Below are 23,633 nucleotides of genomic sequence, written 5' to 3'. Positions count from 1 at the left end.
GGGTCAGCGGTAGGTCATCACGAGCCCGTGCATCACCTGCGACCATCCGTCGAGCACGACGAAGAGCAGCAGCTTGAACGGAATGGCGACGTTGGTGGGCGAGACCTGTGAGAGGCCCATCGCGAGCAGGACGTTGGCGATGACCAGCTCCACGATGATGAATGCGAGGTACAGCAGGAAGCCGATGCGGAATGCCGCCGTCAGCTCGGTGAGCAGGAAGGCCGGCGCCAGCACCACGAGGTCATCGGGCTGCAGCGCCTTGGCACGCTCCTGGGGCCACAGGGCCTGCGCGGATTTGAGGAAGAAGGCCTTCTCCGCTGGGTCGGCGTGCTTGCCGAGGAACTGCCGGAACGGCTCGCGCGCGGCCGACAGCGCCAGGAGGAGCTGCTGGGTGTTGGAGGACTGCGCGGCCGGCGGGGCCATCTGCATGCGGTCGGCGGCTTCCATGGCCACGGGGGCCATCACGTACACCGAGATGATGATGGCGATGCCGTTGAGCACCATGTTGGGCGGCACCTGCTGCACGCCGAGCGCGTTGCGCAGCAGGCCCAGCACCACGACCACCTTCGTGTACGAGGTGACGATCATCGCGGCGAAGGGCAGCACTGCCAGCAGCAGCAGCGAGAGCGCGAGCGAGACGGGATCGAGTCCCGAGATCGGCATCATGGCGTGGGGCCGGAGGAGGCGGAGGTGTCGAGCGCCATCCGCTCGATGCGCACGCCCAGGCTTTCCCCGATGACGACCAGACGGCCGGAGCCCACCACCTGGTCGTGGCAGACGAGCCTGACCGTGGCATCGCGTGCCGGCATGTCCAGCGGAACCACCGATCCGGGGCCGAGGGCCGCCAGATCGTCCAGCCGGATGCGCGCGGTATCGATTTCGAAGGCGACCGGCACGGACAGGCCGCCGATGTGGGCCAGGGGCAGCTCGGTGTCCGCGTAGTCATCGCTGCCGTCGGCGTGCCCGTCGTCCGTGGGCGCCAGCGAGGCGGGTCCCCGCGTTCCCGGCGCTGTCTGCATGGACGGGGTGTTCCAGGCGGCGTCGTCGTCATTCGCGTGCGGCGTTGCGCCGAGCGCGACTTCCGCGCTGTCCAGATCGAGTTCTGCGGGTATCTGCATGGTGGTTCCCAGTCCGAAGGAGAGATGGCAAAGGCGCCGATGGCTCGAGGGCGACAGCGATCCGCACAGCACCACGTCGCCGGGCTGCAGGGAGGCCAGATCGGCCGCCGGGAGGTGGCGGGTGGCGATGCGTGCGCGGCCCGGCAGCCGCAGGCCCGACAGGGTCCGGCCATCGGCCTGGCCGAAGCGTGCGAGGCCGGCGCGCAGCCGCGTGGCCACGCCCGCATCGACCGCATGCAGGCCGACCCGGATACCGCCGCACACCCATTCCAGGGGCGCGCGCATGGCCGGCCGCAAGGCGATGCCCGAGAGCGTCAACCCCGGCAGTGCGGGCCCCAGGGCCGCGAGGGGTGCGGAGAGCAGGGCTTCCGCCACGTCCCGCGCCAGGGCCGCGTTCGTCAGCCGGGCGGCCATTTCGAGCGCGGGCCATGCCGAAAGCCGCACCGAGGCTTCCAGCCGTCCGTGGACACAGGAGAACTCCAGTGCCACGGCGTCGCTGCGCGCCTCGGGCAGGGCCACCGCCACGCGGCCGTCGTCTTGCTGGCAGAGCTGGCTGGCCCAGCGCGTGAAGCGCCGGTCGAAGGCCACGCGGGCCACATGTGCTTCGCCCGGCTCCACGCCCGGCAGGCTGGTGGCCAGATCGTCGGTCATGGTCGGGGTCTGCACGAGGGTGTTCACGGTGTCATTCCAGGTCGATGTCGATACCACGCTGGCCCGGGCTCAGTGCTTCGAGCTGCGCGCGCAATGGATCGCGATGGAGTGAGATTAGGTGGGCCGAGCGCGGAGAGCCGGTGCGGAACCGAAGGCTCATCGCGTAGGGCGAAATCGAGAGGGCGACTTCGCAGTCCGGCAGCACTTCGGGGTCCATAGGGACCGTGACCGCCCACGACTGGAAGGACGGGCCCGCCTGCGCGCAGAGCCAGGCAATGCGCTGGACCGTGTCCTGCAGCCATGCGGGGGGCTCCGTCGCGGAGGGGCCGTCCGCGCCCGCGAGGTGCGTGGAACCATCTGCCGGGCGGTCCCCGTCCTGCGGAGACCGATCCGAGGCGTCGCGGGAGCCGGCTTGCCTCGCGGTGGAGGGCGGGGGCGGTGGTGGCTGCGAGTCGGCCGCGCCGGCGTCGCTCCGGGCCGCCTCGGGCCGGGGCGGCTCCATGGGGCTCTCCGCGGGGGCGCGGTCCGCCTCGCTCCATTCCCGGGGCGGGCCGGGTTCGGTGTCCTCCGCGGCCTCGGCGGGCCCCGTGGGAGGAAGCAGGACGCCGGGTGGCTCGCGGGGAGGGCGGTCTTCGTCCGATCCATCGGGTTCGCCGCCCTCGCGGCGCGGCATGCCCGCAGGCACGCGGTGGTCGAAGAGCAGGAGGACGGCTTCGTCCCCTTCCGAGGGCTCGGTCAGTTGCCGCTGAAAGCGTTCCGAGGCGGCCGCCAGGGCCGAGGAGGCGTCGCGGAGGCCTTGCGGGCCCATGCCGGCGGCATGGCCCGGGCGGGCGCGTGGAGCGGCATCGGCGCGTGACATGGCGGGGCGCTTCTTAGGCCACGCGGCCGATCGGCCGCAGTTCGATCAGGCTGCCCAGCTCCTGGAAGGAGTACACGCGCAGCCAGTCGAGCCGGCCCTCGATCATTTTCTTGACGTAGCGCCGGATGTCCATCGACGTGACGAGTGCCACGCCGCCATGCGAGGCGGACCCGGCCACGGCGGCGATGCGGTCGGTGAGGTCGCGCGCATCGTCGGGCGACATGGCCAGATAGTTGCCTGCGGGTGTGGGCTTGATGCATCCCCGGATCGCCTGCTCGATCTCCGGGGCGAGCAGGATGGCCGAGAGATGGCGCTGTCCGCCGCCCGCCTCGTGCGCGAGATAGCGGCCCAGGTCCGAGCGCACGTACTCGGTGAGCAGCAGCAGGTCCTTTTCCTTGGGGGCCCAGGTGATGAGGCTCTCGAAGATGCTGCGGATGTTGCGGATGGGAACCTGCTCCTCCAGCAGGCGGCGCAGCACTTCGGCCATGCGCTGCAGCGGCATGACCTTCTGCACCTCGGCCACGAGGCCGGGGTACTCGGGCGTGGCCCGCTCGATGATCCACTGCACTTCCTGCACGCCCATGAAAAGATGGGCATGGCGCTGCAGCATCTCCATCACCTCGCGCGCGATGACCTGCTCCACCTCCAGGCAGGCATTGGCGCGCTGAGCCGGGGGCACCGCGCTCTGCGGCAGCCACAGCGACTCCGCCGTGCCCAGCGCCGGCCCGTGGCGCTCCGCCTGCGCGGCCAGCGGGGATTGCGGGTCCAGCAGCAGGAGCATGTCGCCCGGCAGGCGGGGTTGGGCCACCGGCACGTCGTTGATGAGGATCTCGTAGCGCAGGTCCTGGAGTCCGTCCCAGACCCACATCGCGGCGCCCGGGAAGGGCAGGCCCAGCCGCGTCTGCAGTCCCTCGCGCTCCTTGTTCAGCGCCTGGTTGAGACGCTCGGCATTGATGAGGCGGGCCAGCTCGTCGGAGAGCCGGATCGACAGGGGTTTGGCGAACTCGGGAGCCCGGTGCTGGATGGCCGTTCCATCGCCCTTGCCTCCCTCCCGCAGCAGGGCCGCGATGGGTTTGGAATGGGTCTTTCCGCTGTCGGCCTTGCGCCGGCGGGACAGCCAGTGGCCGCCGCCGATCAGGCCGGCCGCCAGCAGGCAGAAGGGAACGGCGGGGAAGCCCGGAATGGCCGCGAAGCCCAGCGTGAGTACGCCCGCGAGGTACATGGAGCGCGTGTTGCGCGTGAGCTGCTCGGTCATGTCTTCGCCGAGCGAGGTGGGCTTCTTGCTGTGCTCGTCGGCCACGCGGGTGGTCAGGATACCGGCGGCCATACAGATGAAGAGGGCGGGGATCTGCGACACCATCGCATCGCCGATCGAGAGCACCGCGAACCGGTTGGCGGCCTCGCCGGCACTCATGTTGTGGTACATGATGCCCACCACGACACCTGCGAGGATGTTGACCAGCGTGATGATCAGGCCCGCGATCGCGTCGCCCTTCACGAACTTCATGGCGCCGTCCATGCCGCCGTGCAGCATGCTCTCCATGCTGAGGCGCGCGCGCTTGGTCTTGGCCTCGTCGGGAGTGAGCAGCCCCGCGCGCAGATCCGCGTCGATGCTCATCTGCTTGCCGGGCAGGGCATCGAGCGTGAAGCGCGCGCCGACTTCCGCGACCCGCTCCGAGCCTTTGGCGATCACGATGAACTGCACGATCGTGATCACGAGGAACACCACGATCCCCACGACGAGGTTGCCGCCCACCACGAGCTGGCCGAAGCTCTCGATCAGGTGGCCCGCATCCGCGTGCAGAAGAATCGCCTTGGTCGATGCGATGTTGAGCGACAGCCGGAACAGCGTCGTGAACAGCAGCAGCGAGGGGAAGGTGGAGAGCGACAGCACATCCGGGATGAACAGCGTCGTCATCAGCAGCAGGACACTGATGCTCAGGTTGATCGCGAGCAGCGTGTCGATCAGCAGCGTGGGCAGCGGCAGGATCATCAGCGCGATGACGCCGACGAGAAAGCCGGCCATCGTCAGGTCATTGACGAGGGTGGAGTCGATTCGCTGGGCCATGGGTGTTTCCTGGAGACGGTGGATCGGAGAAGAAAAGAAAGGGTCAACAAAGAGGCGTCATCGCTGCGCGCCGCTCAGCTTTTCGAGTTCCGCCACCCAGCGCAGCACCACGGAGACGGCTTCGAAAAGCTCCTCCGGAATGGGGCGGTCCAGGGGCAGCTTGTGCAGGGCCCGCGCCAGGGGGGGGTTGGCGATGAGGGGGATGTTGTGCATCGTGGCCAGACCGCGGATGACGGCGGCCTGCTCGTCCATGCCCTTGGCCACCACCACCGGCAGCGGCGTCACGCCCGCCTCGTAGCGCAGCGCCACGGCGTAGTGCGTGGGGTTGGTGACGACCACCGTGGCGCCTGGAACGCGCTCCTGGGGCGGGCTGGTGGCCATTTCCTCGCGCAGCGACTTCAGATGGCCCTTGAGGTGCGGGTCGCCCTCGCTGTCCTTGTTCTCGCGCTTGACGTCGTCCTTGCTCATGCGCTGGTCGCGGATGAAGAGCCAGTGCTGCAGCCCGTAGTCCACCGGGCCGATCACCACGAACACGAGGCAGGCGAAAGAGAAGAGGTGCAGCAGCGCGCTCCACGCGATCTTGCCGCTGGCTTCGGGCGTGAGATAGACCGATCCCACGAGCAGCGGGACGAGGCCGGTCACGATCTTCCAGAGAACGGCGCCCAGCACGACGGCTTTCAGGACGGACTTGGCGAACTCGATCAGCGCGCGCGCATTGAACATTTTCTTGAGCCCCTCCGCCGGGTTGAGGCTGTCGAACTTGGGCGTGAGCGGCTCGAAGGTGATCATGAATCCCACCTGGGGCATGAGCGCGAGCGCACCCACCAGCACCGAGACGATCACCATGCCGAAAGCCACCACCATGCCGTCCAATACCATCGAGGACAGCAGCGCGAGCAACTGCTGGGTGTCGCGTGCCTGGATGCCTTGTTCCAGCGCGGTCGTCACGATGCGGCGCAGGCGGTCGTAGAGCATGGGGCCGGCGCCCGTGAGCACCAGCAGCGATGCCCCAAGGATGGCCGCCACCACGATGTCCTGGCTTTTGGCGGTCTGCCCTTTCTTGCGGGCATCCTTGAGTTTCTTGGTTGTGGGCTCTTCGGTTTTTTCCGACATGGCAGGCCAGAGGGTTGGGCGCGCGGAGTGCGCGGTATGTCCAATCTAGGCGGGCAGGGGCGCCGCGGGCCGGTGCGGGGCGAAGCGGTTCCGGCGCGTGCGAAGCCAGGCGCCGATGGCCTGGCGCCCGGCGAACGGCTTCGCTTGCCCGTGTTCGCCTTCGGTGCGCCTGTCGGGTGAAGGGTCCGTGCCGCCTAGGCTCGCGGACAGCGGGTCGGCGGGTGTCGGCCGATGGAGAACCAGTGAGCACGATCAAGGGCCTGCGCACGCTTGTGCGCCTGAAGGCGCGCCGTGCGGAGCAGTCCGAGGCGACCCTGCAGGACAGCATCCGCGCGCTGCGTGGCGAGGAGGATGCGCATGCGCAGGCGCAGTCGACCGAAGCCGAGGCCCGCAACGGGGAGGGCGCGGCGCGGGATCGCCTTTTCTCGGCGACCGGGGAGGGCAGTCGCTTTCTCGGTTGCGATGCCATCACCCTGCAGATGTTGCTGACCGAGGCGGAAGGACGCAGCGCCGATGCGGCGCGCAACACGGCCCAGGCCCTGGATCGCGTGGATGCGGCGCGTGGCCATGTCCATGCGTGCGAAGTCGCCTTGCGCCGCGCGCAGCAGCAGCTGGAGGCCACGCGCGAGCGCCTGGAGGCTGCGATTGCCGCGGCCGATCGCGCGCAGGAAGACGCCCAGGATGAAGAAGCCGAGGAAACGGCGGTGGCGCGCATGCTGGCCGCGTCGCGCGATCGCAAGCGGGCCGCCATGCGCGCAGATGCCCAGGTGCCTCACGGCGCATGAAAGGCTGACATGGAAGGCTACGTCGACAACGGTTTCGCGCTCTTTCGCTTGGGCGCGGATTTCAAGGGCATGCTGGGGTTGCTCGCGCTCTGCTGCACGCGTTTCTACGCGGCCATGCTGGTGCTTCCCGCCACCAACGACCAGTTGCTGATGGGGCGTGTCCGCAACGGCACGGTGCTGATACTGGGGGGCTTCGTCGCATGGGGGCAGCCCTCGGGGCTGTTGACGTCGATGGGGCCGATGGTCTTCCTGGGGCTCGTGCTCAAGGAGGCCGTCATCGGCATGCTGATCGGCTTTGCCGTGTCGCTGGTGTTCTGGGTGGCCGAAGGCGTGGGCATGCTCATCGACAACCAGGCGGGCTACAACAACATCCAGCAGACCAATCCGCTGAGCGGGCAGCAGAGCACGCCGGTGGGCAACCTGCTGATGCAGCTCGCCATCGTGGGCTTCTACATGCTGGGGGGCATGCTCGTGTTCGTCGGGCTGCTGTTCGACAGCTATGAGTGGTGGCCGCTCACCGGCATGCTGCCGAGCTGGCCCGTGCTCATGGAGCGCTTCTTCCCCGACGAGATATCGAGCTATGCGCAGACCGTGATCAAGATCGCGGGGCCGGTGCTGGTGACGCTGATGCTCATCGATCTGGGTGTGGGGCTGCTGAGCAAGGCGGCCGAAAAGCTTGAGCCCGGCAGCCTGGCGCAGCCTCTCAAGGGTGCCGCCACGATGCTGCTTCTGGTGATGCTGGTGGGCGTTTTCTTTCACCAGGTGCGTGCCCAGCTCACCCTGCGGCCCGTGGCGCAGCGCCTGGAGCGCACCTTCGCGCACGGCGAGGCCGATCCCCCGGCGAAGGCTCCCCAGGGCGCAGGAGCCGGCGACCGCCGCTGAGAAGGGGTTGCCACCGGACAGAGATCACTGCGCGATGCCGCGCATGGATCTCTTGGGTTGCGAAGCCGCAGGAGGCATGGCGGTGTACCGCGAACCACGGTTTGGTTCGCATCCACGCAGCCTCTTTCGCGTGCACCTTCCGCCGTGTCAAACCGGCCTTTTAACGTGAAGAAACGATCTCCTGCCCCTTGTCGCAGGAACTGATGTCCCGTGTCCGCGCGATGCACTGGCACTCCCGAAAGCCGGGTGCCGACGTGCCTGGGCGTGTGGCGTGCAGGACCTCGGCGAGGGGCGGGGTCGGGATGTGCCGCGTGCCCGCACAGGGACGTGGCCCATCGCTCGGGAGGGGTCGCGGGGAGCGAGTGTTCTCTTCGGCCTGTTCAGGCCTGTGCCGCAAGGCAGGGCCTTCTTTCAATCATTTCTCAGGAGTTCATCTATGGCCGTCTCTCTTCAGACACAGTTCCAGCCCACTTCCCTGGGCTTTCCCGATGAATCGTCGAATTCATCGAGCAGCGGCTCGGAAAACCCGTTGCAGCAGATCGTGATGCTGATCCTCGAGCAGGTCGTCAAGGCCCTGCAGGACAAGCTCGGCAAGGGCGACGACAAGAGCGTCGGCGGCAGCGATTCCGCTTCCGGCCCCGGCGGTGCCAAGGGTGGCGGCGGCTCCGGCCCTGAAGGGGCGATGCAACGCTTCGCCGACCTGTTCAAGAATCTCGGCGAAGCCATGGACAAGTCGGGCAACGACCAGAAGGCCAACGACTTCGCCCAGAAGCTGGCCAACGCGCTGGGCACCGACAGCAAGACGCTGGACCAGATGGACGACGGCGCGCAGAACGGCAGCTTCAATGATTTCGCCAAGGACTTCATGAAGAACCTCGAATCGCTCTCCAATGGCGGTGGCGCCGCGGGCGGCGGCAGCGCTGCAGGCGGTGGTGACAGCGTCGGTGGTGGTGGCAGTGGCGGCGGCGACAGTGTTGGCGGTGGCGGCGGCGTTGGCGGCGGCGACAGTGTCGGCGGCGGTAGCGGCGGCAATGGAAGCGGCAGCATCGGAGACCTGGCCAAGCAACTGGTGGAAGGGCTTCTCAAGGGCGATAGCAAGGCCCTGGACAACCTGCAGGGTGCCCAGAACGACAAGGGTGGCAAGGGCGAGGGGTCGCTCGACCAGCTCATGGACGTTCTCAAGCAGTTCATCGAATTGCTGCAGATGGCGCTCAAGGCCGGTGGCCAGAACTCGGCCAACGGCGGCGGCGCTGAAGGCGCGGGTGGTGCCGGCGGCAGCGGTGGCGGTAGTGGCGGAGGCGGTGCCGATGGCGCGGGCGGCGCGGGTGGTGGTGCCCCGGCCGGTGCCGGTGGCGGCGGTGCGCCCACGGGTGCTGGCGGCAGTGGCGGTGGTTCCCCCACGGATGCCGGCGGCAGCGGTGGCGGCTCTCCCGGCGTGAATGGCGCTGGCCAGGGCGATCAGATCAAGAAGCTGCTGGACGATTTCACGAAGGGCGATACCAGCGGTGTCGACAACATGGTCAACGGCAAGGGCGAGAAGGGCGAGCAGGGCCTGGAGCAGCTCAAGCAGATCCTCGAACTGCTCATGAAGCTGATCGAGACGCTGATGGGCAAGAAGTCCGGCAACGAAGGCTCCGACAAGGACGGCGGCGGCAGTGGCGGTGGGGCTTCCGGTCCTCAGGGTTCGGGCAGCGGCGGCGGTGCGCCTGCCCCCGCCGCGGCCCCGGCACCCGCGCCGGCTCCCACTCCTGCACCTGCTCCGGCACCCCAGGGTTCGGGCGGCGGTGCACCGCGCAGCTCCGGCGACAGCGGCTCTCCCGCGCCGCAAGGGGTGGATGATGGCCGTGGCACGAATGTCCAGGACAAGGGGACCACTCCACCGGCCACGGAAGAAGTGGACCCCAACCCCACCCCTACCCCCGCTCCCGCTCCCGCTCCCATTCCCGAGCCGAGCAAGACACCCACCCCCGAGCCGGAAAAGGCCCAGGCGCCCGCGCCGGCACCTCAGGGTTCGGATGCCGGAGCTCGCCGCTGATAGGCATGGGTATCCCGCCCGAAGCGGGGAACCCATGGAAAGGGTTCCCCGCCGGGCGCATTGCCATGGAGCCGTGGCCTGGCGCAGGGTCCGCGCGGACCGCCGGGTACATGGCCGATAGCGATCTTTCGAGTCCCCCGGTTTTCAGCGCGCGGACGGGGGCTGCAGTCAGCATGCCGCCTCTGGCATCCCCGGGGCGTTCGGCTGGCTGGCCGTGGTGCCGGCCCGGAGCCCGGTCATGAGGCTCTCGTCGTGCCCGGCCCTGGTGCCAACGCGGGCACTGCACGGGGCCTGCGCCATTTCTTCCCTGTCCAGATCCGAGCGATGGCCTTCGTGGCGTCCGCAGGCAGTGCACGCCGGCATGGCCGGGGCGCTGTCCCACGGAGCCTCGGGCGCTCGCCGTGCCGCCTTGCCCGGGCGCAGCCATGGCACGGCCTGCGGCAATGCGCGGTGTTCGACGGCGCGGCGAATTCGTATTGAAGGCTGCCGCGATGGTCCGTTCCATCGCTTGGTTCGCATGCCGGGCTCCTCGTTCGCTCATCTCGTCAGCCGCGTCAAACCCGCCCCGTAACGTGCGGGAACGATTCCACGCTTTCTATCGCTGGGCCGTATCCAGGAGCGCGAAAAAAAGGATCCGGGGGCAGGGAGAGAGGGGTCGGGATGTGTCGCATGCACGCGCTGCGCTGGAGTCCGCTCTGTTGCGGCCCGTGCCCGGCTGGCTACCCATCGTTTGGAAGGCGGGACGCAGGAGAGATGCGCTTTCTTCGGCCCGTTCTGGTTTCCATCGCAAGGTGGATGTTTGCTTTCAACCATTTCACAGGAGTTCATCCATGGCAGTCTCTCTTCTTCAGCAGGCACAGTTTCAGTCCAGTTCCCTGAATTTCTCCAGCAACTCCTTGAGTTCGTCGGGAAGCGGCTCGGACAACGCATTGCAGCAACTCGTGATGCTGATTCTCGAGCAGGTCTTGAAGGCCGCGCAGGACAAGCTCGGCAAAGGGGGCAATGACCTCAACAATGGCGCCACGTCCGGCCCCGGGGGCTCCAAGAGTGGCGGCAGCTCCGGCCCCGGGGGCGCTTTGCAGCAGTTCGCGGATCTGTTCAAGAACCTGGGCGAGGCCCTGGACAAGACCATCAACGACCAGAAGATGAATTCCCTCGCCCAGAAGCTGGCCAATGCGCTGGGTGTGGGCGACCAGACTTTGGATCAGCTGGGCGGCGACTCCCAGAGCGGCGGTGCGAATAGCTTCACCGACAACTTCCTGAAGAACCTCCAGTCGCAGTTCAATGGCACGAATGGCAGCAGCGGCGCGGGCGGAAGCAGTGGCGCAGGCGGCAGCGGCGATGCCGGTGGCAGCGGCGGGGTCGGGGACCTGGCCAAGCAACTCCTGGATGCCCTGCTCAGTGGCGATACGCAGGCCTTGAGCCAGTTGCTGAACGGCAAGGGCGCTCAGGGTGGCAAGGGCCAGAACTCTCTGGAGCAACTCCTGGATGTGCTGAAGCAGGTCGTGCAGTTGCTCGGGGGCTCGCCCAATGGTGGTGGCAGTTCGCCGGCCAGCGGTGCAGGCGGTGCGGGCGGCGGCAATGGTGCCGGCGGTGCAGGCAGCGCCGATGGCGGTGGTGCTCCGAGCGGTGCAGGCGGTGCTTCGGGGGCTGGTGGCGCCGGCCAGAGCGATCAGATCAAGCAATTGCTCGATGCCCTCATGAACGGCGATACCAGCGGCATCGACCAGTTGCTCAACGGCAAGGGCGACAAGGGCCAGGGTTCGCTGCAGCAGATCATGGAACTCCTCATGAAGCTGCTGGAGCTGCTGACGGGCAAGAAGCCTGGCGATGACTCGTCCGACAAGGGTGGCAGCGATAACGGTGGCGGCGCCTCCGGTCCTCAGGGTACGGGCGGCGGTGGCGGCGGAAACGGCGGCACGAAGGGTGCCGAAGGCTCCGGCGGCGGCGGTGGCGGAAGCGGCGGTACCAAGGGTGCCGAAGGCTCCGGCGGCGGTGGTGGCGGAAGCGGCGGTACCAAGGGTGCCGAAGGCTCCGGCGGCGGTGGTGGCGGAAGCGGCGGCACCAAGGGTGCCGAAGGCTCCGGCGGCGGTGGTGGCGGAAGCGGTGGTACCAAGGGTGCCGAGGGCTCCGGCGGCGGCGGTGGCGGAAGCGGCGGTACCAAGGGTGCCGAAGGCTCCGGCAGCGGTGGTGGCGGAAGCGGCGGTACCAAGGGTGCCGAAGGCTCCGGCGGTACTGCTGGCAGCAAGGGAGCGGAAGGAGCTGGAGGGACCAAGGGCTCTGGTGGCGTGAGCGGAGACACCGGGCCCAAGGGCACGGGTGGTGAGCCCATCATCAAGTCCACCAACCCCGATAAGCCTCTGAGCGATGCGCAGGTCAAACAGCTTCAGGCCGAGCTGAAGCCCGATTCGGTGGGCGCGGATGGCGTGGGTATCTATAACAAGACCCGGGTCATTCCTCCTGGCGTCGATGTGGACTTCAATGGAGCCAAGATCAAGGCCGGACCGGCCCTGGGCGATGGTGGCCAGGCCGAAGGGCAGAAGGAGCTGGTCCGCATGGAGTCCGGCTCCAAGATCTCCAACCTCGAACTCTCCGGCGCTGACGGTATCCATGCCATGGGCGACGCGAAGCTCGATCGCATCAAGTGGGCCGACGTTGGCGAGGATGCATTCACCATGAAGGGCCCGGGCAACGTGGAGGTCACGAACAGCTCGGCCTTCAATGCCAACGACAAGATCTTCCAGCTCAATGCCGGCGGCTCTTTCAAGCTGGACAACTTCACCGGCGATACCTTCGGCAAGGCCGTGCGCACCAATGGCGGCAAGGACTTCCCGATCGACATCTCGGTGACCAACTCCTCGTTCACCAATGGCAAGGAGGCCGTGGTGCGTTCCGATGCCACCAAAGCGAACATCCAGCTGAGTGGAAACACCATCACGAATACGCCGAACGATGTGATCGCGCCCCAGGAGGCCCAGGTCCAAGGCGCTGAAAATCGCGGCTGGAAGAAATACTCGGGTTGATGGGGTATGGGCCGCCGGAGGGCCTGGCGCCTTCCGGTGGCTTCAAGCCCGGATATTTCGAGCAACGCCATGGGGTACGGATGCCGTACCCCATGGCTTTTTTTCGTTGTGGCCGAGGCATGTCTGTCCAATGCGTGCCGGTCGAGACAGGCTTGTACCGGGTGGTGGCTGCGCGCACTCCGACGCCCGGCGTGAGGGCGTCCTGAAACGTGGCTGCATGGGGCGGCGCGACTCGGGGTGCGGCCGCCTCGGTGCATCAGGGGCTGTCGCCAGGTGGTCGCCAGTACGCCATCCCGCTCGCGCAGGGCGATCGCGGGTGAGAGGGCATCCCTGCGCAGAGAGGCGTGACGTGCGAAGGGTGCGCGATGGCTGCTCACGCTCAGATCGTGAACACGTTCTCAGGCAGGTGCAGAAACAGATACGCCGCGTGAAGAAGGCAGGGGGCTCCTGCCATCCTCATCGCGGCGTTGATTCCCCTGCTTATCGGGGCGGGATTGGCTTCAGCCCATCGCGCGGCTGATCCAGCGCGATGCGGCGCTGCGCCGGCGTGACCACGGCGCCGAGGGGTAGCCCAGCCCCTTGTCCGTCACGCGGTTGTTCCAGAGGTCCAGGCTGGCCAGGGTGGGGCTGCCGACCAGCGCATGGGCTCCCGCGTTGCCCACTTCGTTGCGCGCGAGGCTCAGGCGCCGCAGGTAGGGGTTGGCGGCAAACGCGCGGGCGCCCGCCGAACCGACCGCCTGGCCTTCGAGGTCGAGTTCCACGAGGGAGGTGCTGGCGGCCAGGGCGCAGGCCCCCCGTTCGCCGATGCGGACGGTGCCCGACAGCGTGTTGTTCAGCACCAGTGAAACCAGATTGCCGCAGAGCGCCAGGGCCGAGGCGCCCACGTCGCCCACCTGGCAATCGCCCGCATCCAGGAAGCGCAGCGAGGCCGATGTCGAGAGGGCCTGCGCCCCGGAATCGCCCAGGGGGTTGTGGGCGATGACCAGTGTCAGCAGGGACGGCATGCATGCGATTGCCTGCGCGCCCCCGGCACCGATGCCGTTGCGCGAGAGGCTGAGGGATCGCAGGGTGTGCATCGTGGACAGCGCCCAGGCGCCGCGGTCGCCCAGGCGGTTGCGGTGCAGCCCGAGCGTGTCGAGCGATGGGCTGCGTGCCAGCGCAAGCGCGCCGGGCTCGCCGATCTGGTTGCCATGGGCGGAGAGCGAACGCAGCCTTGGCAAACCGGCCAATGCGCGGGCTCCCTCGTCGCCGATGGCGTTGTGGTTCACCGAGAGCGACTGCAGGCTGTGCAGGCGTGCGAGCGCCTGAGCGCCCTCGGGGCCGAGGCGGTTGTCGTCCAGGTCGAGGGTGGTCAGGCTGCGGCTTTGCGCCAGTGCGGCGGCCGCCTCGGGGCCCAGGCCATTGCCGCGCGCTTCGAGGTGGGTGAGGCATGGATGGCCTGCCAGCGCCGCGAGGGCCGCGGTCGTGAGGGCGCAGCCGTTCAGGCGCAGCGCCGTGAGGGATTGCGACCGGGAAAGCGCACGCACGCTGGCATCGCCCACGGCCGTCTGGCCGATGTCCAGCGTGGCCAGGCCCGGGTGGCAGGCCAGCACTTCCGAGGCATCGGGTGCCATCGGGATGCGGCGCAGGATCAGCGTCTCCAGCGGCAGCGAGAGCAGGAGGGAGAGCCCCTTGGCCGTGATGGCGGTGCATTCGGCCAGCTCCAGCGTCTTCAGCGTCGCGGGCAGGTGCCGCAGGTCCTCGTCGGAGAAGTCCCCGCGCAGCGTGAGTCTGCGCAGGCCTTGCAGCATGTCGTCCCGGCATAGCGCGAGCAGGCCACGGGCATCGCGAACGGTGCGTTCTTCGGCGTCGAGGGCATCCGCGGCATGGTTCAGGGAGGCAGGTGTCATGAGTCTTCCATGCGAAGTGGTTATGCATCGCACGGTATGCGCAGCTCCGTGCCATGCGCACATGGAGGGCGAAGCAATCGATGGACATGCGAGCTTGCCCGTGCTTCGCCAACAGCCTGTGGCGGAGCCTTCGCCATGCCGTACGCGGCTTCGCGTGCGGCCGGTGCGCGCGCACGGCGCTTCCTAGCATGGCCCCAGCAGTTCCGACCGCCCTGGTCCCGACTGTGTCGGCACGGTGCGCGTGCATATCCGCCGCCCCCCCGGAAATTCACATGTGGGGCCCTATCACAGTGCAGGAGGAGTATGACTACAACTACAGAGTCGAGGGAGGCATTGCAGTCTCCGCAATCCAATCTTTCAACCGCACGCCGTGCCTGCGTGGAAGCCGCGCTGCGGCTCATGGGGGCGGATGATGCGTCGGTGCAGGCGTTCGGCGAGCAGGGCATGGTCATGGCGGACGGCATCTTGCTGGGCATCGCTTCCCTGTCCGACCGGGACGATGGGCGGTGGATCGCCACGGCCGTGGTGCGCCGTCCCGAGGAAGTGTCCGAGGCCCGATGGGCCGAGGCGCTGCTGCTGGCCAACGGGCAGGCCATTCTGCTGGCCGACTGGGCGTTCAGCCTGGAAGAGCGCGGGGATGGCGTGCTGATGATGCCGCTCGAGCCCGATCTGAAAGACCCGCGCATGCTGTCGGCGAACTTCGACGGCATGTTGTCGCTGTGCCTGGCCGTGGCGGCCGGCGCACAGGTCGTGGCGCTGGCCGCGAATTCGCAGGAGGAGTCCGCATGAACGCACCCGCCACCCTTTCTGAAAAACCGGCCTCCGAGCAGGAGTTCGAGGCCTCGGGCACTGTGATCGCACTGGTGCGCGAAACGGCGCTCAAGCTGGGCGCCGCGCCCGAGCAGGCCCGCGAGGCCGCGCGCACGGGCCGGTTCGAGCTGGAGAGCCACCGGGTGGGTGTCGCGGCCAATGCCGATGAAGACACCCTGTTGCTGTCCGTGGACCTGGGGGATGCCTATTTCGCAGATCCCGCGCGCAGTGCGGCCGCCCTGGCCGCCAACATGCATTTGTTCGTCAAGATCGGCGTGGTGTTCGCGCGCGGCCTGGGCGGTCCCGTGCTGGTGGGCCGCTGGCCCGCCGGGGACGTAGATGCACTCGCCAACGGAGTCCGGCAGATGGCCGCGATTGCCCAAGGCTTTGCCGTGCCCGGCCATCCCGAGGCCGCCGGCGCTCCCGCCAACACCGTGGCCGCTGTCGGGGCCAGCCAGGAGTGACACCATGACGATCAATTCCAAGCCGAACCAGCCTCCCGTCTCCAGAAGCCAGCCCCGAGCGCCTGTGCAGGGAGACGGGCAATCATCTTCGACCAGCGGAACCCACTCCCGGACGTCATCCGGCACGGGCAGCCGCAGGCACGAAATCAATCCTGATGGGCCACAACCCCGGCAGTCATCCTTGCGCCACGATGGGGGCGAGACCTCCTCGCGGCGCAGGGTATCGTTGCAGATGGGGTCATCCCCAACGCACGATGAAGCGCCTCTCCGCAAAGGCAGCAAAATCACCTCGGAGGACTACCGGCACCGAGAAGGATTTTTCGACAACATCGTCGGAGCGGATGTGTCCTCGGCTCGTAAATCGAACATGTCCGAGGAGTTCTTCGAGCTTCCCCAGGATCGTCTGCATGAGCTTCGGCAGGGCGTTGGCCGTGAATCGAACGGGTCCGAGGATCTTTTCGAGATTTCCCTGGATCGTCCTCAGGGGTCCCAGCGGGGCAATGGCGAGAACACCGTGCCTCCTCTGGAGATTTCCCAGGCAGGCCACCAGGGTGGCGAGGAGAACACCGTGCCGCCCCGGCAGAGCTGGAAGGCCATGATGAAAGCCGCGTTCTCGGATGCCGGCACTGCGGGCGGCATCGCCTTGGGGGCGGCCAAGCAGGCGGTGGGCAGCGCGGTGGCGGCCACGGGCTATGGAGCAGCCTATGGCGTCACGTCGTACTCCCGCAATTTCCTGCAGGCAGGCGGCGGTGCACTTTCCGCGGCCAAGGACCTTCTCCTGACACCCAACAAGCGCGTCATGGGCGCCATCGTCGGCCATCTGACCCACCAGGGCGTGGCGGTGGGGGTGACCACGCTGGCGCGCGAGGTGGCGGCCGAAGGCTTGCGGGCCAGCTTGCGCCACCTGCCTGCGGGGGCCTTGCTGGGCATCGAGGTGGGCATGGGCGTGACCAACTTTTCGCTGCAGATGCTTCGCCAGGCCCGCGAGCGCCGCAATCCCGATGAGGCGGCACGTGGCTTCCACGCGCTCAGCCCTGACGAATGGGCAAGAAAGACGCCTGATGAGAAGGATGCGCTGCGCGCGGAGCAGCAGAAGCATTCGAACCGGGTGACCCTGCTGCAGGTGGCATCCCTCATGACTAATGTGAGCTTAGCGATCTATGGTACGGTCAAGGGTGACAACTCCCTCGCGGCGGCCTCGATCGCCAGCGAAGCCAAGGTTCTCGCATACTCGGTAATGCGCGATGCCATCCAGTCCAAGTGGGGCATGGTAAAACTCACGCCGGAAGACCACAGCCATGGCGTCAGCGGCAGCCATCTCAACAGCGCGGGGCTGTTTTATGGCGGCGCCAATGTGGTGGCTGGATACGCCTGGGGTGGATTGCCCGGGCTGGTTTTGCCAAAGAACATCAGCACCGACAACGTGCGCGATGTCTTGCGCGGGGTGGAGGTTCCGGGGCTCTCGAAAGGCGAAGCATGGGAGGCTGTCACCAAAATGGCCATGGTCAAGTTCGGCATCAATACTGCCCTGGAAACGGCGGATTGGTTCTCGGTCACCGAGCAGGAGGCCCTGCAGTCGCACTCGCTCCAGACCTTGTCGCCCCACATCAAGGGCAACGACTTCGGCCGCTTGAAAGACCATGTGGCGGCCCGTGTCGCTATCCTCGACAGTACCAACTCCGTGGGCGACCTGGTGAGTTTCCTGACCAAGGATCTGCCGCCTGCCGTCAGCGCGCTGTTGACCAACGGGGCCGTGGGCGCATGGGCTGCCGCGAACTACAAGACCATCGGGTCCACCTGGCAGGCCGATGGCGCCGTGCGCGCCGCGGAGAACCAGCCGCGCCCGCCTGTGCGCGGTCCCGAGAACGTCTGAGGCTTGGCCGGAGGTCCTCCATGTCGACTCTTTCCGTTCTATCCGTTGCCGGCGCGGCCCGCGCCGGGCTGGGGGGCCGGATCCGCAGTGCGCTGTGGGAAGCGGCCTGGAGGCGGCGGGTCTCCCGCCTGCCGCTGGGGCCTGCCTCGGCGCTGCGGCCGCTTTCGCGGCGCCGCGCCGGGGCCGTGCCGCCGGGGCGCACCGGCGCATCCTTGCGGCACGATGGCGCGCATGCGCCAGGGGTGCAGGACGGCGCTCCGCCGTCGCCCGCGCAGCGGCTGCTGGAGCGCTTCCAGCTCTGCGAGATCGATGCCATGCAGCGCAGCCAGATGCGGCAGGTGGTGGAGTTTCTCGGTGGCCGGGGCAAGGCCCTGCGCACCGCTCCGCTGCAGGCCAACTGGAAGGCGCTGCGCGCGGCCTTCGCCGAGGAAGAGCTGCGGGAAGTCATCGTCGAGCGCACGGCCGCCATCGTGGGCATCCTGCTGCGGGCCGAGCCCGTTGGCGGCCCGCGGGTGTCCATCCTCGGCCTGCCGCGCGACGAGGCACTGGAGGCGCTGCGCCGCGGCGGCATGACGGAGGCCGACATCAGCGAGCTGCGCCGCGACATCTTCGAGCAGTTGCGGCGCGGGGGATCGACCTCGGGCGAATGGCTGCGCGCGAAGTACGAGGCCTTCGTGTCCGACGATTTCACGCGTTCCGGCGTCTATGTGTCGTATGTGCGGCTTTTCAGTCCGGCGTCCGAGGCGGACGCCATGGCCACCGTGGCGGGTGAGGCCTGAGACGGACAGACAACGGCGGCGCCTGCGCGCGTTGTCATCCAGAGGCCCCCGACGGAATCGATGCCGTCGGGGGTTTTTCTTTTGGAGACGCCCGGCATCGCGGGCGGCTGCTTCGCCAGGAAGAGGCGGGGTCTGCCGTGGCGCGTGGGCACGGCAGGGGGGCGGGAGACGGGATGCGCGCGCGGCACTGCCTGCGGGCACGGGCTCGCAGGCGCTGCCGGTGTCAGCCCGAGATGCCGGCCAGGGTATCGACGGACCGCTCGAAATCCCAGAGGTCCGAGGTGGACTGGTTCAGGAAGGCGCGGATCTCCTGGTACTTTTCCATGGCCTCGTCGGCCAGCGGATCGTTGCCGGGCTTGTATTCGCCCATCTGCACCAGGGGTTCGATCTCGTCGTACTTGGCCATGAGCTGGCGGAAGCGTCCACCGGCCTGCTGGTGGTCCTTGGGGACGATCTGCGACATGACGCGCGAGAGGCTGCCCAGCACGTCGATGGCGGGGTACTGGTTGCGCGCGGCGATCTTGCGCGAGAGGATCATGTGGCCGTCCAGAATGCCTCGCACTTCCTCCGAGATGGGGTCGTTGCCGCTCTCGTCCTCGTAGAGCACGGTGTAGAGCGCGGTGATGGAGCCGCGCGCGCCCATGCCGGCGCGCTCCAGCAGGCGAGGGATCTCGGCGAACACCGAGGGCGGGAAGCCGCGGCGCGCCGGGGGTTCGCCGGCGGCCAGGCCGATCTCGCGCTGGGCCCGCGCGAAGCGGGTGAGCGAGTCCATCATCAGCAGCACTTTCAGGCCCTGGTCGCGGTAGTACTCGGCCACGGCCGTGGCCACGTGGGCGGCTTTGGCGCGCTCGCTGGAGGACCGGTCGGACGTGGCGCACACGACCACGGAGCGGGCCATGCCTTCCTCGCCGAGGATGAATTCCACGAACTCGCGCACTTCGCGGCCGCGTTCGCCGATCAGCGCGATCACGCTGATGTCGCACTGCGTGCCGCGCGCGAGCATGCCCATCAAGGTACTCTTGCCGACGCCGGCCGGCGCGAAGATGCCCATGCGCTGCCCTTCGCCCAGGGTGATGAGGCCGTCGATGGCCTTCACGCCCGTGGGCAGGGGGTGTTCGATCATCTCGCGCTCCATCGGCGTGGGGGGCAGCGCGAACACGGGACGCGTCTCGGTGCATTCCAGCGGTCCCTTGCCGTCGATGGGCTGGCCCAGGCTGTCGATCACGCGGCCCAGCAGCTTGGGGCCCACGGGCACCGACAGCACCTCGCCCAGGCCCACGACGGCCGAGCCGCCGCGCACGCCCAGGATGGAGCCGAAGGGCGAGAGGATGCTCTGGCCGTTGGCGAAGCCGACCACCTCGGCGGCCTGCAGCAGGTCGCCGTGCTCATCGAGCACGTGGCAGAGTTCGCCGAGCTTGGCATCGAGCCCGGTCACGCGCATCAGCGTGCCGATCACCTCCACCACCTTGCCGCTGCGGCGCACGAGCGGGGCCGCGGCGACTTCGCGCTCCATCCATCGCGCGATGTTCAAGAGTTCAGTCATCGTCGTGTTCCTCGGGGGCGTCGTCTTCGCTGATGTGCCGTGCATAGGCCACGACGATGCCGTCGGCATCGTGCGGGCCATCGGCGGGATCGCTTTCACGCGGATCGGCGTCCGGCATGGCATCGAGGACCAGGGGCGGTTCGCCGCGTGGCGGGGCGTCGTCCGGGGCGGGCGGCGCGGGGTCATCGTCTCCCGCGTCGTCGCCATCGCTGTCCAGGGCCTCTTCGGCCGTGAGCGGTGCCTCCAGCGCATACCGGACGGCGCGGTCCAGCGCGCCACGCAGGCCTGCCAGCTGCACCTTCAGGCTGGTGTCGAGCCGGCCGATGTCGGCGTCGAAGACGCTGCTGCCCGGGGCGAGTGCGGCATCGGTCTCCACCTGCACGCGCGGTGCCTGGGGATCGTTCTCCAGCGCGGCCAGCGCGGCCCGGGCGGCGGGCGCATCGGCCGGGTGCACGCGCAGCCGCGCGGTGCGGGCCTCGCGCAGGGTGTCGCGCACCGTCAGCAGGGCCCGGCGCAGCAGGGCCTCGCGGGGTTCCGCATGCACCATCCGTTCCACGGCGGTGGCCACGACGGCGGCCAGGCGGCGCTCCAGCCCCGCCATGGCCTGCTCGTGCGTGGCATGCAGTTCGGCGAAGCGCGCATGCCATTCCTGGGAGGCCTCTTCCGATCCTTCGACATAGCCCCGCTCGGTCTGCATGGCGGCCTCCTCGCGGGCCTGTTCCAGCAAGATCCGGGCTTCCTCGGAGGCCTGCTCCTGGATCTCCCGTGCATCGCGGTGGGCGGTGGCGAGCAGGATCTCGGCGTCCCGCCGGGCCTGGTCCAGCAGGGCGGATTGTTCCGCGCGGGCCTCGTCCAGCAGCGTCACGGCGTCGGTGGCGGTAAGGAATTCGTGCGAGCGGAGAATGCCCCCGCTCGCGCGCAGGCTGGCTCCACGGGGCGATGACCAGATCAGCATGGGGCGCCTTTCGTGAACAGCGCTTCGAGTGCCGCCAGCCGTTCGCCAGCGGCGGTCGAGGCGCGGGGCACGCGGCGCAGCGAGGGCGCGCCGGCGCGCGAGACGGGCAGCGCCAGCCGCACCATGCGGCGCAGGCCGCGGTGGGGCCAGGCACCCATGCGGGCCAGTTCGCGGTAGCCCACCCATGACCATGCGATCGGCGGCCAGGCGGCCACGTCGCCGGGAACGGCGGGGCCGCCCTCCCGCGCGCGCAGCTGGGGGAATGCCGGGCCCAGGGCCTGCTGGAGGGCGGTGCGCGCGCCGCGCTGGACACAGCAGCGCAGCACCCCCGGGCGCCCAAGCAGCGCCAGCGCGCACAGCCGCGCCAGCAGGGCCTGGCGGTCCAGCAGCGCGAGTTGGGCGCCGAGGCTTTCGAGCTGCTCCAGCGCCGGCAGCGGTCCGCAGTGCTGCGCATACCAGGCCTGCGAGAAGGCTCCGCGCACTTCGGGTGGCAGCTCCGGCGGGGGCGGGGTGTCATCCGCGGAGCCGGCCAGGCCGACCGGCGTGCGCCAGCTCGGGTCCACCTGGGATGGCAGTGCGTCGATGCGGGCCTGCAGTTCGCAGGCCAGCCGTGCGAGATCGCGTGCCCGGCTCATGCGGCGATCCCTTCCGTGGCGGGCGTGGTGGGCAGGGCCGGCGTGGACTGCGCATCGGCCGGCTTGATCTTGCGCCGCAGCGCGGCAGGCAGCCACTGCGGCCGCTTCCAGAAGATCCAGCCGCCGGCGGCTCCCAGGGCGAGCAACAGTGCCGTGACCAGGGCGGCCCACAGGCCGGTGCGCCCGGGCTCTGGCGCCGGGGCGGGCGCGATGGGCATGCCGGGCACGAGGGTGACCGTCACGTTCTCGTAGGTCAGGCCTTCCACGCTGCGCGCGACCATGTTCTTGATGCCGGCCACCAGGCCGGCGAGGTTCGCGTTTTCACGGTACTTGATGAAGACCGAGGCGCTCGCGGGCTTGACGGTCGCGGCCAGGGGGTCGTTGTTGGGCAGCACGATGTGCACGCGCGCGGTGACCACGCCGTCGATCTGGGACAGCGTGGCTTCGAGCTGCTGGGCCACGCCGTAGATGAAGCGCACCCGCTCTTCGGTCGGCGTGGAGATGAGGCCTTCCTTCTTGAACATCTCGCCCAGCGTGACGTGCCGCTCGCGCGGCAGGCCATAGGAGCGCAGCACGGCGAGCGAGCGCACGACGTTGTCCTTTTCCACCTGCACGTTCCAGGTCTTGCCCGCGTCGGAGGTGGCCTTGCCGGCCTCGATGCCGCTCTCCAGGAGAGCTGCCACCATGTCGTTGGCGTCGGATTCCGTCTGCTTGGTATAGAGGTCGGTCTTGCAGCCCGCGAGAACCAGCAGGACCAGCAGGGGCATCAGCCACCGGCGTGCCGAGAACGCGATGCGATGGGGCAATGAGCGGTCGGGGGTCATGGCGTGGCCCTCACTGGTTGCGCATCAGGGTCTGCAGGCCGCTCTTGCTGCTCTGGGCCAGGTAGACCATGGCATGGAACTGGAACTGCATGCCGGACACGCGATACATGAGCTCGATCTGCCGGGAGGTCGTGTCGATGTCGTTCAGCCCCTCCTTCTGGGCATGCGCCAGCGCGTGCATGTCCTGAATGGTCTTGCGCATGGACTCGTCCTGGTGCATCAGCGCATTGCCGAGGGTGGAGTCGGGTGCCATTTCGGCCAGGGGCGTCTGGGGCGAGCCTTCCATCAGGCGCGCGAATTTTTCCGCCAGTGCGCTCATGGGGCTGGACGATGCCGAGCCCGGTTCGATGGCAGACGTGGGAATGACGGGCATTTGGAGGGCGTTCATGGCGGAGGTCCTGTGGGCGGTGGGTGCGCGCGCCTGGTTCAGGCGCGCAGCTGGAATACGAAGGGATTGGTCAGCGGATCCACCGGCGCGAACTTGCGCGGCTGCAGGATGGATGGCTGGGAGGTCGGTTCGGGCGCCGGGGCGGCGGGCGCCTCTTCATAGGCCGGCAGGCCGCCGTGGTGCTTCGAGCCCAGTTGCTGGACGAGGTAGAGCGCAGTGGGGTCCTTGCACCCCGACAGCACGTCATTGGCATTGGCTTCCCAGGCCGGGTCTTTCAGGAATTGCTGGCATTTGGCCATCATGGCCTTGGCCATGCCCCAGTGGGTTGGGCTGTCTTCCACGTTGCGCATCAGCCGGATGCACTCGTGGATTTCTCCCCGCTGGATGCAGATCCAGCCTTCGAGCAGATCGAGCTCCACCATTCTGGGGCGGAGCACCCGCGCGCCTTGCAGGATCTCGACCGCATCATCCGTGTGTTGGTGTTCGATCGCCTTGGTCGCCAGATTGATGAGGCCTGCGACCACTTCTCGCCGTGAGAGTTTGGGGTTCATTGCGCGATCTCCCTTGGTTGTTGATTTAGTGCGGGCGAAGGGGCTGAAGGGCTGTGGCCGAGGAGCGGAGCCGGTTCGCGCAGCGGGGGCTGCCCGGCGGTCTCCGCGCCTGCATGCACCTGGATGGCGTAGGCCGCGCAGGAGAGCGTGGCCACGGCCAGGGAAATGGCATAGGACATGAGCGTTCCTTTCTTGTGGAGAGGCTGTTCCATGCCATGTCCGGTGCGCATCAGGACGGAGCCAGACCGGACAGGCCCTTGCCCATGGCACCGATGGTCTTGGCGTTCATTTCCGCCATTTCCTTCTGGAAGTTGAGCAGGGCCTGCTTGGCCATGTTCTTCGTGCTGGCATCGGTCAATGCCTCCTGGTTCTTCATGTTCTGCTCTTG

21 protein-coding genes are annotated in these 23,633 nt (G+C 68.3%); 8 read left to right on the top strand and 13 right to left on the bottom strand.

The genetic code is table 11. From position 1 onward, the window contains the following. Positions 1 to 3: 3 nt before the first annotated feature. From sctR to sctU, 5 genes are read right to left on the bottom strand one after another with little or no spacing between them, the layout of a single operon-like run. Positions 4 to 666, bottom strand: a complete 663-nt coding sequence (sctR, locus tag AX018_RS15945) for a type III secretion system export apparatus subunit SctR (RefSeq protein WP_111879059.1) — start codon at positions 664 to 666, stop codon at positions 4 to 6. Beyond that, positions 663 to 1,796 carry a type III secretion system cytoplasmic ring protein SctQ gene (gene sctQ, locus AX018_RS15940; protein ID WP_245951587.1) on the bottom strand — a complete coding sequence of 378 codons (1,134 nt, stop codon included), beginning with the start codon at positions 1,794 to 1,796 and terminating at the stop codon, positions 663 to 665. The genes sctR and sctQ overlap by 4 nt, the downstream gene beginning before the upstream one ends. Positions 1,797 to 1,800: 4 nt before the next feature. After that, on the bottom strand, positions 1,801 to 2,628 hold the full coding sequence (locus AX018_RS15935) for a type III secretion HpaP family protein (RefSeq protein ID WP_111879056.1): 828 nt from the start codon (positions 2,626 to 2,628) through the stop codon (positions 1,801 to 1,803). 13 nt (positions 2,629 to 2,641) lie between these two features. Further along, positions 2,642 to 4,696: a type III secretion system export apparatus subunit SctV gene (sctV, locus tag AX018_RS15930; protein WP_111879055.1), complete on the bottom strand. Its 2,055-nt coding sequence runs from the start codon at positions 4,694 to 4,696 to the stop codon at positions 2,642 to 2,644. Between the two features lie 57 nt (positions 4,697 to 4,753). Then, positions 4,754 to 5,809, bottom strand: a complete 1,056-nt coding sequence (sctU, locus tag AX018_RS15925) for a type III secretion system export apparatus subunit SctU (RefSeq protein ID WP_111879053.1) — start codon at positions 5,807 to 5,809, stop codon at positions 4,754 to 4,756. Positions 5,810 to 6,051: 242 nt separating this feature from the next. Here sctU and AX018_RS15920 point away from each other — a divergent pair, with 242 nt between their 5' ends. The 4 genes from AX018_RS15920 (at position 6,052) to AX018_RS15900 (ending at position 12,534) form a co-directional block, all read left to right on the top strand. After that, a complete protein-coding gene (locus AX018_RS15920) occupies positions 6,052 to 6,594 on the top strand; it encodes a type III secretion protein (protein ID WP_111879051.1) in 543 nt (180 codons plus the stop codon). A gap of 9 nt (positions 6,595 to 6,603) precedes the next feature. Continuing rightward, positions 6,604 to 7,476 carry a type III secretion system export apparatus subunit SctT gene (sctT, locus tag AX018_RS15915; protein ID WP_111879048.1) on the top strand — a complete coding sequence of 291 codons (873 nt, stop codon included), beginning with the start codon at positions 6,604 to 6,606 and terminating at the stop codon, positions 7,474 to 7,476. A gap of 436 nt (positions 7,477 to 7,912) precedes the next feature. Next, positions 7,913 to 9,511 carry a hypothetical protein gene (locus tag AX018_RS25285; RefSeq protein ID WP_245951596.1) on the top strand — a complete coding sequence of 533 codons (1,599 nt, stop codon included), beginning with the start codon at positions 7,913 to 7,915 and terminating at the stop codon, positions 9,509 to 9,511. Positions 9,512 to 10,341: 830 nt separating this feature from the next. Beyond that, positions 10,342 to 12,534 (top strand): pectate lyase, encoded by a 2,193-nt coding sequence (locus tag AX018_RS15900; protein ID WP_245951586.1) that lies wholly within the window; start codon positions 10,342 to 10,344, stop codon positions 12,532 to 12,534. A gap of 500 nt (positions 12,535 to 13,034) precedes the next feature. Here the strand turns inward: AX018_RS15900 and AX018_RS15895 are convergent, their stop codons facing one another. Continuing rightward, positions 13,035 to 14,423: a leucine-rich repeat domain-containing protein gene (locus AX018_RS15895; protein WP_111879040.1), complete on the bottom strand. Its 1,389-nt coding sequence runs from the start codon at positions 14,421 to 14,423 to the stop codon at positions 13,035 to 13,037. Between the two features lie 303 nt (positions 14,424 to 14,726). On the opposite strand from AX018_RS15895, the gene AX018_RS15890 reads away from it, so the two are divergent. Genes AX018_RS15890 through AX018_RS15875 form a run of 4 tightly spaced genes read left to right on the top strand, consistent with a single transcriptional unit; the run spans position 14,727 to position 18,349 of the window. Then, a complete protein-coding gene (locus AX018_RS15890; protein ID WP_111879038.1) occupies positions 14,727 to 15,212 on the top strand; it encodes a hypothetical protein in 486 nt (161 codons plus the stop codon). Beyond that, a complete protein-coding gene (locus AX018_RS15885; RefSeq protein WP_111879035.1) occupies positions 15,209 to 15,697 on the top strand; it encodes a hypothetical protein in 489 nt (162 codons plus the stop codon). Before AX018_RS15890 ends, AX018_RS15885 begins: the two co-directional genes overlap by 4 nt. 4 nt (positions 15,698 to 15,701) lie before the next feature. Further along, on the top strand, positions 15,702 to 17,570 hold the full coding sequence (locus AX018_RS15880; protein WP_245951585.1) for a hypothetical protein: 1,869 nt from the start codon (positions 15,702 to 15,704) through the stop codon (positions 17,568 to 17,570). 20 nt (positions 17,571 to 17,590) lie between these two features. Then, positions 17,591 to 18,349, top strand: a complete 759-nt coding sequence (locus AX018_RS15875) for a hypothetical protein (RefSeq protein ID WP_146749340.1) — start codon at positions 17,591 to 17,593, stop codon at positions 18,347 to 18,349. A gap of 223 nt (positions 18,350 to 18,572) precedes the next feature. Here the strand turns inward: AX018_RS15875 and sctN are convergent, their stop codons facing one another. Genes sctN through AX018_RS15840 form a run of 7 tightly spaced genes read right to left on the bottom strand, consistent with a single transcriptional unit; the run spans position 18,573 to position 23,457 of the window. Beyond that, positions 18,573 to 19,892: a type III secretion system ATPase SctN gene (gene sctN, locus AX018_RS15870; protein WP_111879019.1), complete on the bottom strand. Its 1,320-nt coding sequence runs from the start codon at positions 19,890 to 19,892 to the stop codon at positions 18,573 to 18,575. Then, on the bottom strand, positions 19,885 to 20,847 hold the full coding sequence (sctL, locus tag AX018_RS15865; protein ID WP_111879015.1) for a type III secretion system stator protein SctL: 963 nt from the start codon (positions 20,845 to 20,847) through the stop codon (positions 19,885 to 19,887). The genes sctN and sctL overlap by 8 nt, the downstream gene beginning before the upstream one ends. Continuing rightward, on the bottom strand, positions 20,841 to 21,482 hold the full coding sequence (locus tag AX018_RS15860; protein WP_111879012.1) for a type III secretion protein HrpB4: 642 nt from the start codon (positions 21,480 to 21,482) through the stop codon (positions 20,841 to 20,843). The genes sctL and AX018_RS15860 overlap by 7 nt, the downstream gene beginning before the upstream one ends. After that, positions 21,479 to 22,306, bottom strand: a complete 828-nt coding sequence (sctJ, locus tag AX018_RS15855; protein WP_111879010.1) for a type III secretion system inner membrane ring lipoprotein SctJ — start codon at positions 22,304 to 22,306, stop codon at positions 21,479 to 21,481. The genes AX018_RS15860 and sctJ overlap by 4 nt, the downstream gene beginning before the upstream one ends. A 10-nt stretch (positions 22,307 to 22,316) precedes the next feature. Then, positions 22,317 to 22,694 (bottom strand): type III secretion protein, encoded by a 378-nt coding sequence (locus AX018_RS15850; RefSeq protein ID WP_111879008.1) that lies wholly within the window; start codon positions 22,692 to 22,694, stop codon positions 22,317 to 22,319. A gap of 38 nt (positions 22,695 to 22,732) precedes the next feature. Beyond that, entirely contained in the window at positions 22,733 to 23,245 is a 513-nt protein-coding gene (locus tag AX018_RS15845; protein WP_111879005.1) for an HrpB1 family type III secretion system apparatus protein, read from the bottom strand. Then, on the bottom strand, positions 23,242 to 23,457 hold the full coding sequence (locus AX018_RS15840) for a hypothetical protein (RefSeq protein ID WP_111879002.1): 216 nt from the start codon (positions 23,455 to 23,457) through the stop codon (positions 23,242 to 23,244). Before AX018_RS15840 ends, AX018_RS15845 begins: the two co-directional genes overlap by 4 nt. Between the last annotated feature and the right edge of the window lie 176 nt (positions 23,458 to 23,633).

This window comes from Paracidovorax anthurii, from assembly GCF_003269065.1.
Lineage (GTDB): Bacteria > Pseudomonadota > Gammaproteobacteria > Burkholderiales > Burkholderiaceae_C > Paracidovorax > Paracidovorax anthurii.
The sequence above is the reverse complement of the archived record's forward strand: the minus strand, read 5'-3'. Positions and strand labels throughout refer to the sequence as shown.

Excerpts from the sequence above, each read along its gene's own strand:
- AX018_RS15880 (WP_245951585.1), top strand. The coding sequence starts at position 15,702 with ATGACGATCAATTCCAAGCCGAACCAGCCTCCCGTCTCCAGAAGCCAG.
- AX018_RS15885 (WP_111879035.1), top strand. The coding sequence starts at position 15,209 with ATGAACGCACCCGCCACCCTTTCTGAAAAACCGGCCTCCGAGCAGGAG.
- AX018_RS15935 (WP_111879056.1), bottom strand. The coding sequence starts at position 2,628 with ATGTCACGCGCCGATGCCGCTCCACGCGCCCGCCCGGGCCATGCCGCC.
- sctJ (WP_111879010.1), bottom strand. The coding sequence starts at position 22,306 with ATGACCCCCGACCGCTCATTGCCCCATCGCATCGCGTTCTCGGCACGC.
- AX018_RS15900 (WP_245951586.1), top strand. The coding sequence starts at position 10,342 with ATGGCAGTCTCTCTTCTTCAGCAGGCACAGTTTCAGTCCAGTTCCCTG.
- AX018_RS15845 (WP_111879005.1), bottom strand. The coding sequence starts at position 23,245 with ATGAACCCCAAACTCTCACGGCGAGAAGTGGTCGCAGGCCTCATCAAT.
- AX018_RS25285 (WP_245951596.1), top strand. The coding sequence starts at position 7,913 with ATGGCCGTCTCTCTTCAGACACAGTTCCAGCCCACTTCCCTGGGCTTT.
- sctV (WP_111879055.1), bottom strand. The coding sequence starts at position 4,696 with ATGGCCCAGCGAATCGACTCCACCCTCGTCAATGACCTGACGATGGCC.
- AX018_RS15895 (WP_111879040.1), bottom strand. The coding sequence starts at position 14,423 with ATGACACCTGCCTCCCTGAACCATGCCGCGGATGCCCTCGACGCCGAA.
- sctU (WP_111879053.1), bottom strand. The coding sequence starts at position 5,809 with ATGTCGGAAAAAACCGAAGAGCCCACAACCAAGAAACTCAAGGATGCC.
- AX018_RS15850 (WP_111879008.1), bottom strand. The coding sequence starts at position 22,694 with ATGAACGCCCTCCAAATGCCCGTCATTCCCACGTCTGCCATCGAACCG.
- AX018_RS15875 (WP_146749340.1), top strand. The coding sequence starts at position 17,591 with ATGTCGACTCTTTCCGTTCTATCCGTTGCCGGCGCGGCCCGCGCCGGG.
- AX018_RS15860 (WP_111879012.1), bottom strand. The coding sequence starts at position 21,482 with ATGAGCCGGGCACGCGATCTCGCACGGCTGGCCTGCGAACTGCAGGCC.
- sctR (WP_111879059.1), bottom strand. The coding sequence starts at position 666 with ATGATGCCGATCTCGGGACTCGATCCCGTCTCGCTCGCGCTCTCGCTG.
- AX018_RS15890 (WP_111879038.1), top strand. The coding sequence starts at position 14,727 with ATGACTACAACTACAGAGTCGAGGGAGGCATTGCAGTCTCCGCAATCC.
- sctN (WP_111879019.1), bottom strand. The coding sequence starts at position 19,892 with ATGACTGAACTCTTGAACATCGCGCGATGGATGGAGCGCGAAGTCGCC.
- sctL (WP_111879015.1), bottom strand. The coding sequence starts at position 20,847 with ATGCTGATCTGGTCATCGCCCCGTGGAGCCAGCCTGCGCGCGAGCGGG.
- sctT (WP_111879048.1), top strand. The coding sequence starts at position 6,604 with ATGGAAGGCTACGTCGACAACGGTTTCGCGCTCTTTCGCTTGGGCGCG.
- AX018_RS15840 (WP_111879002.1), bottom strand. The coding sequence starts at position 23,457 with ATGGAACAGCCTCTCCACAAGAAAGGAACGCTCATGTCCTATGCCATT.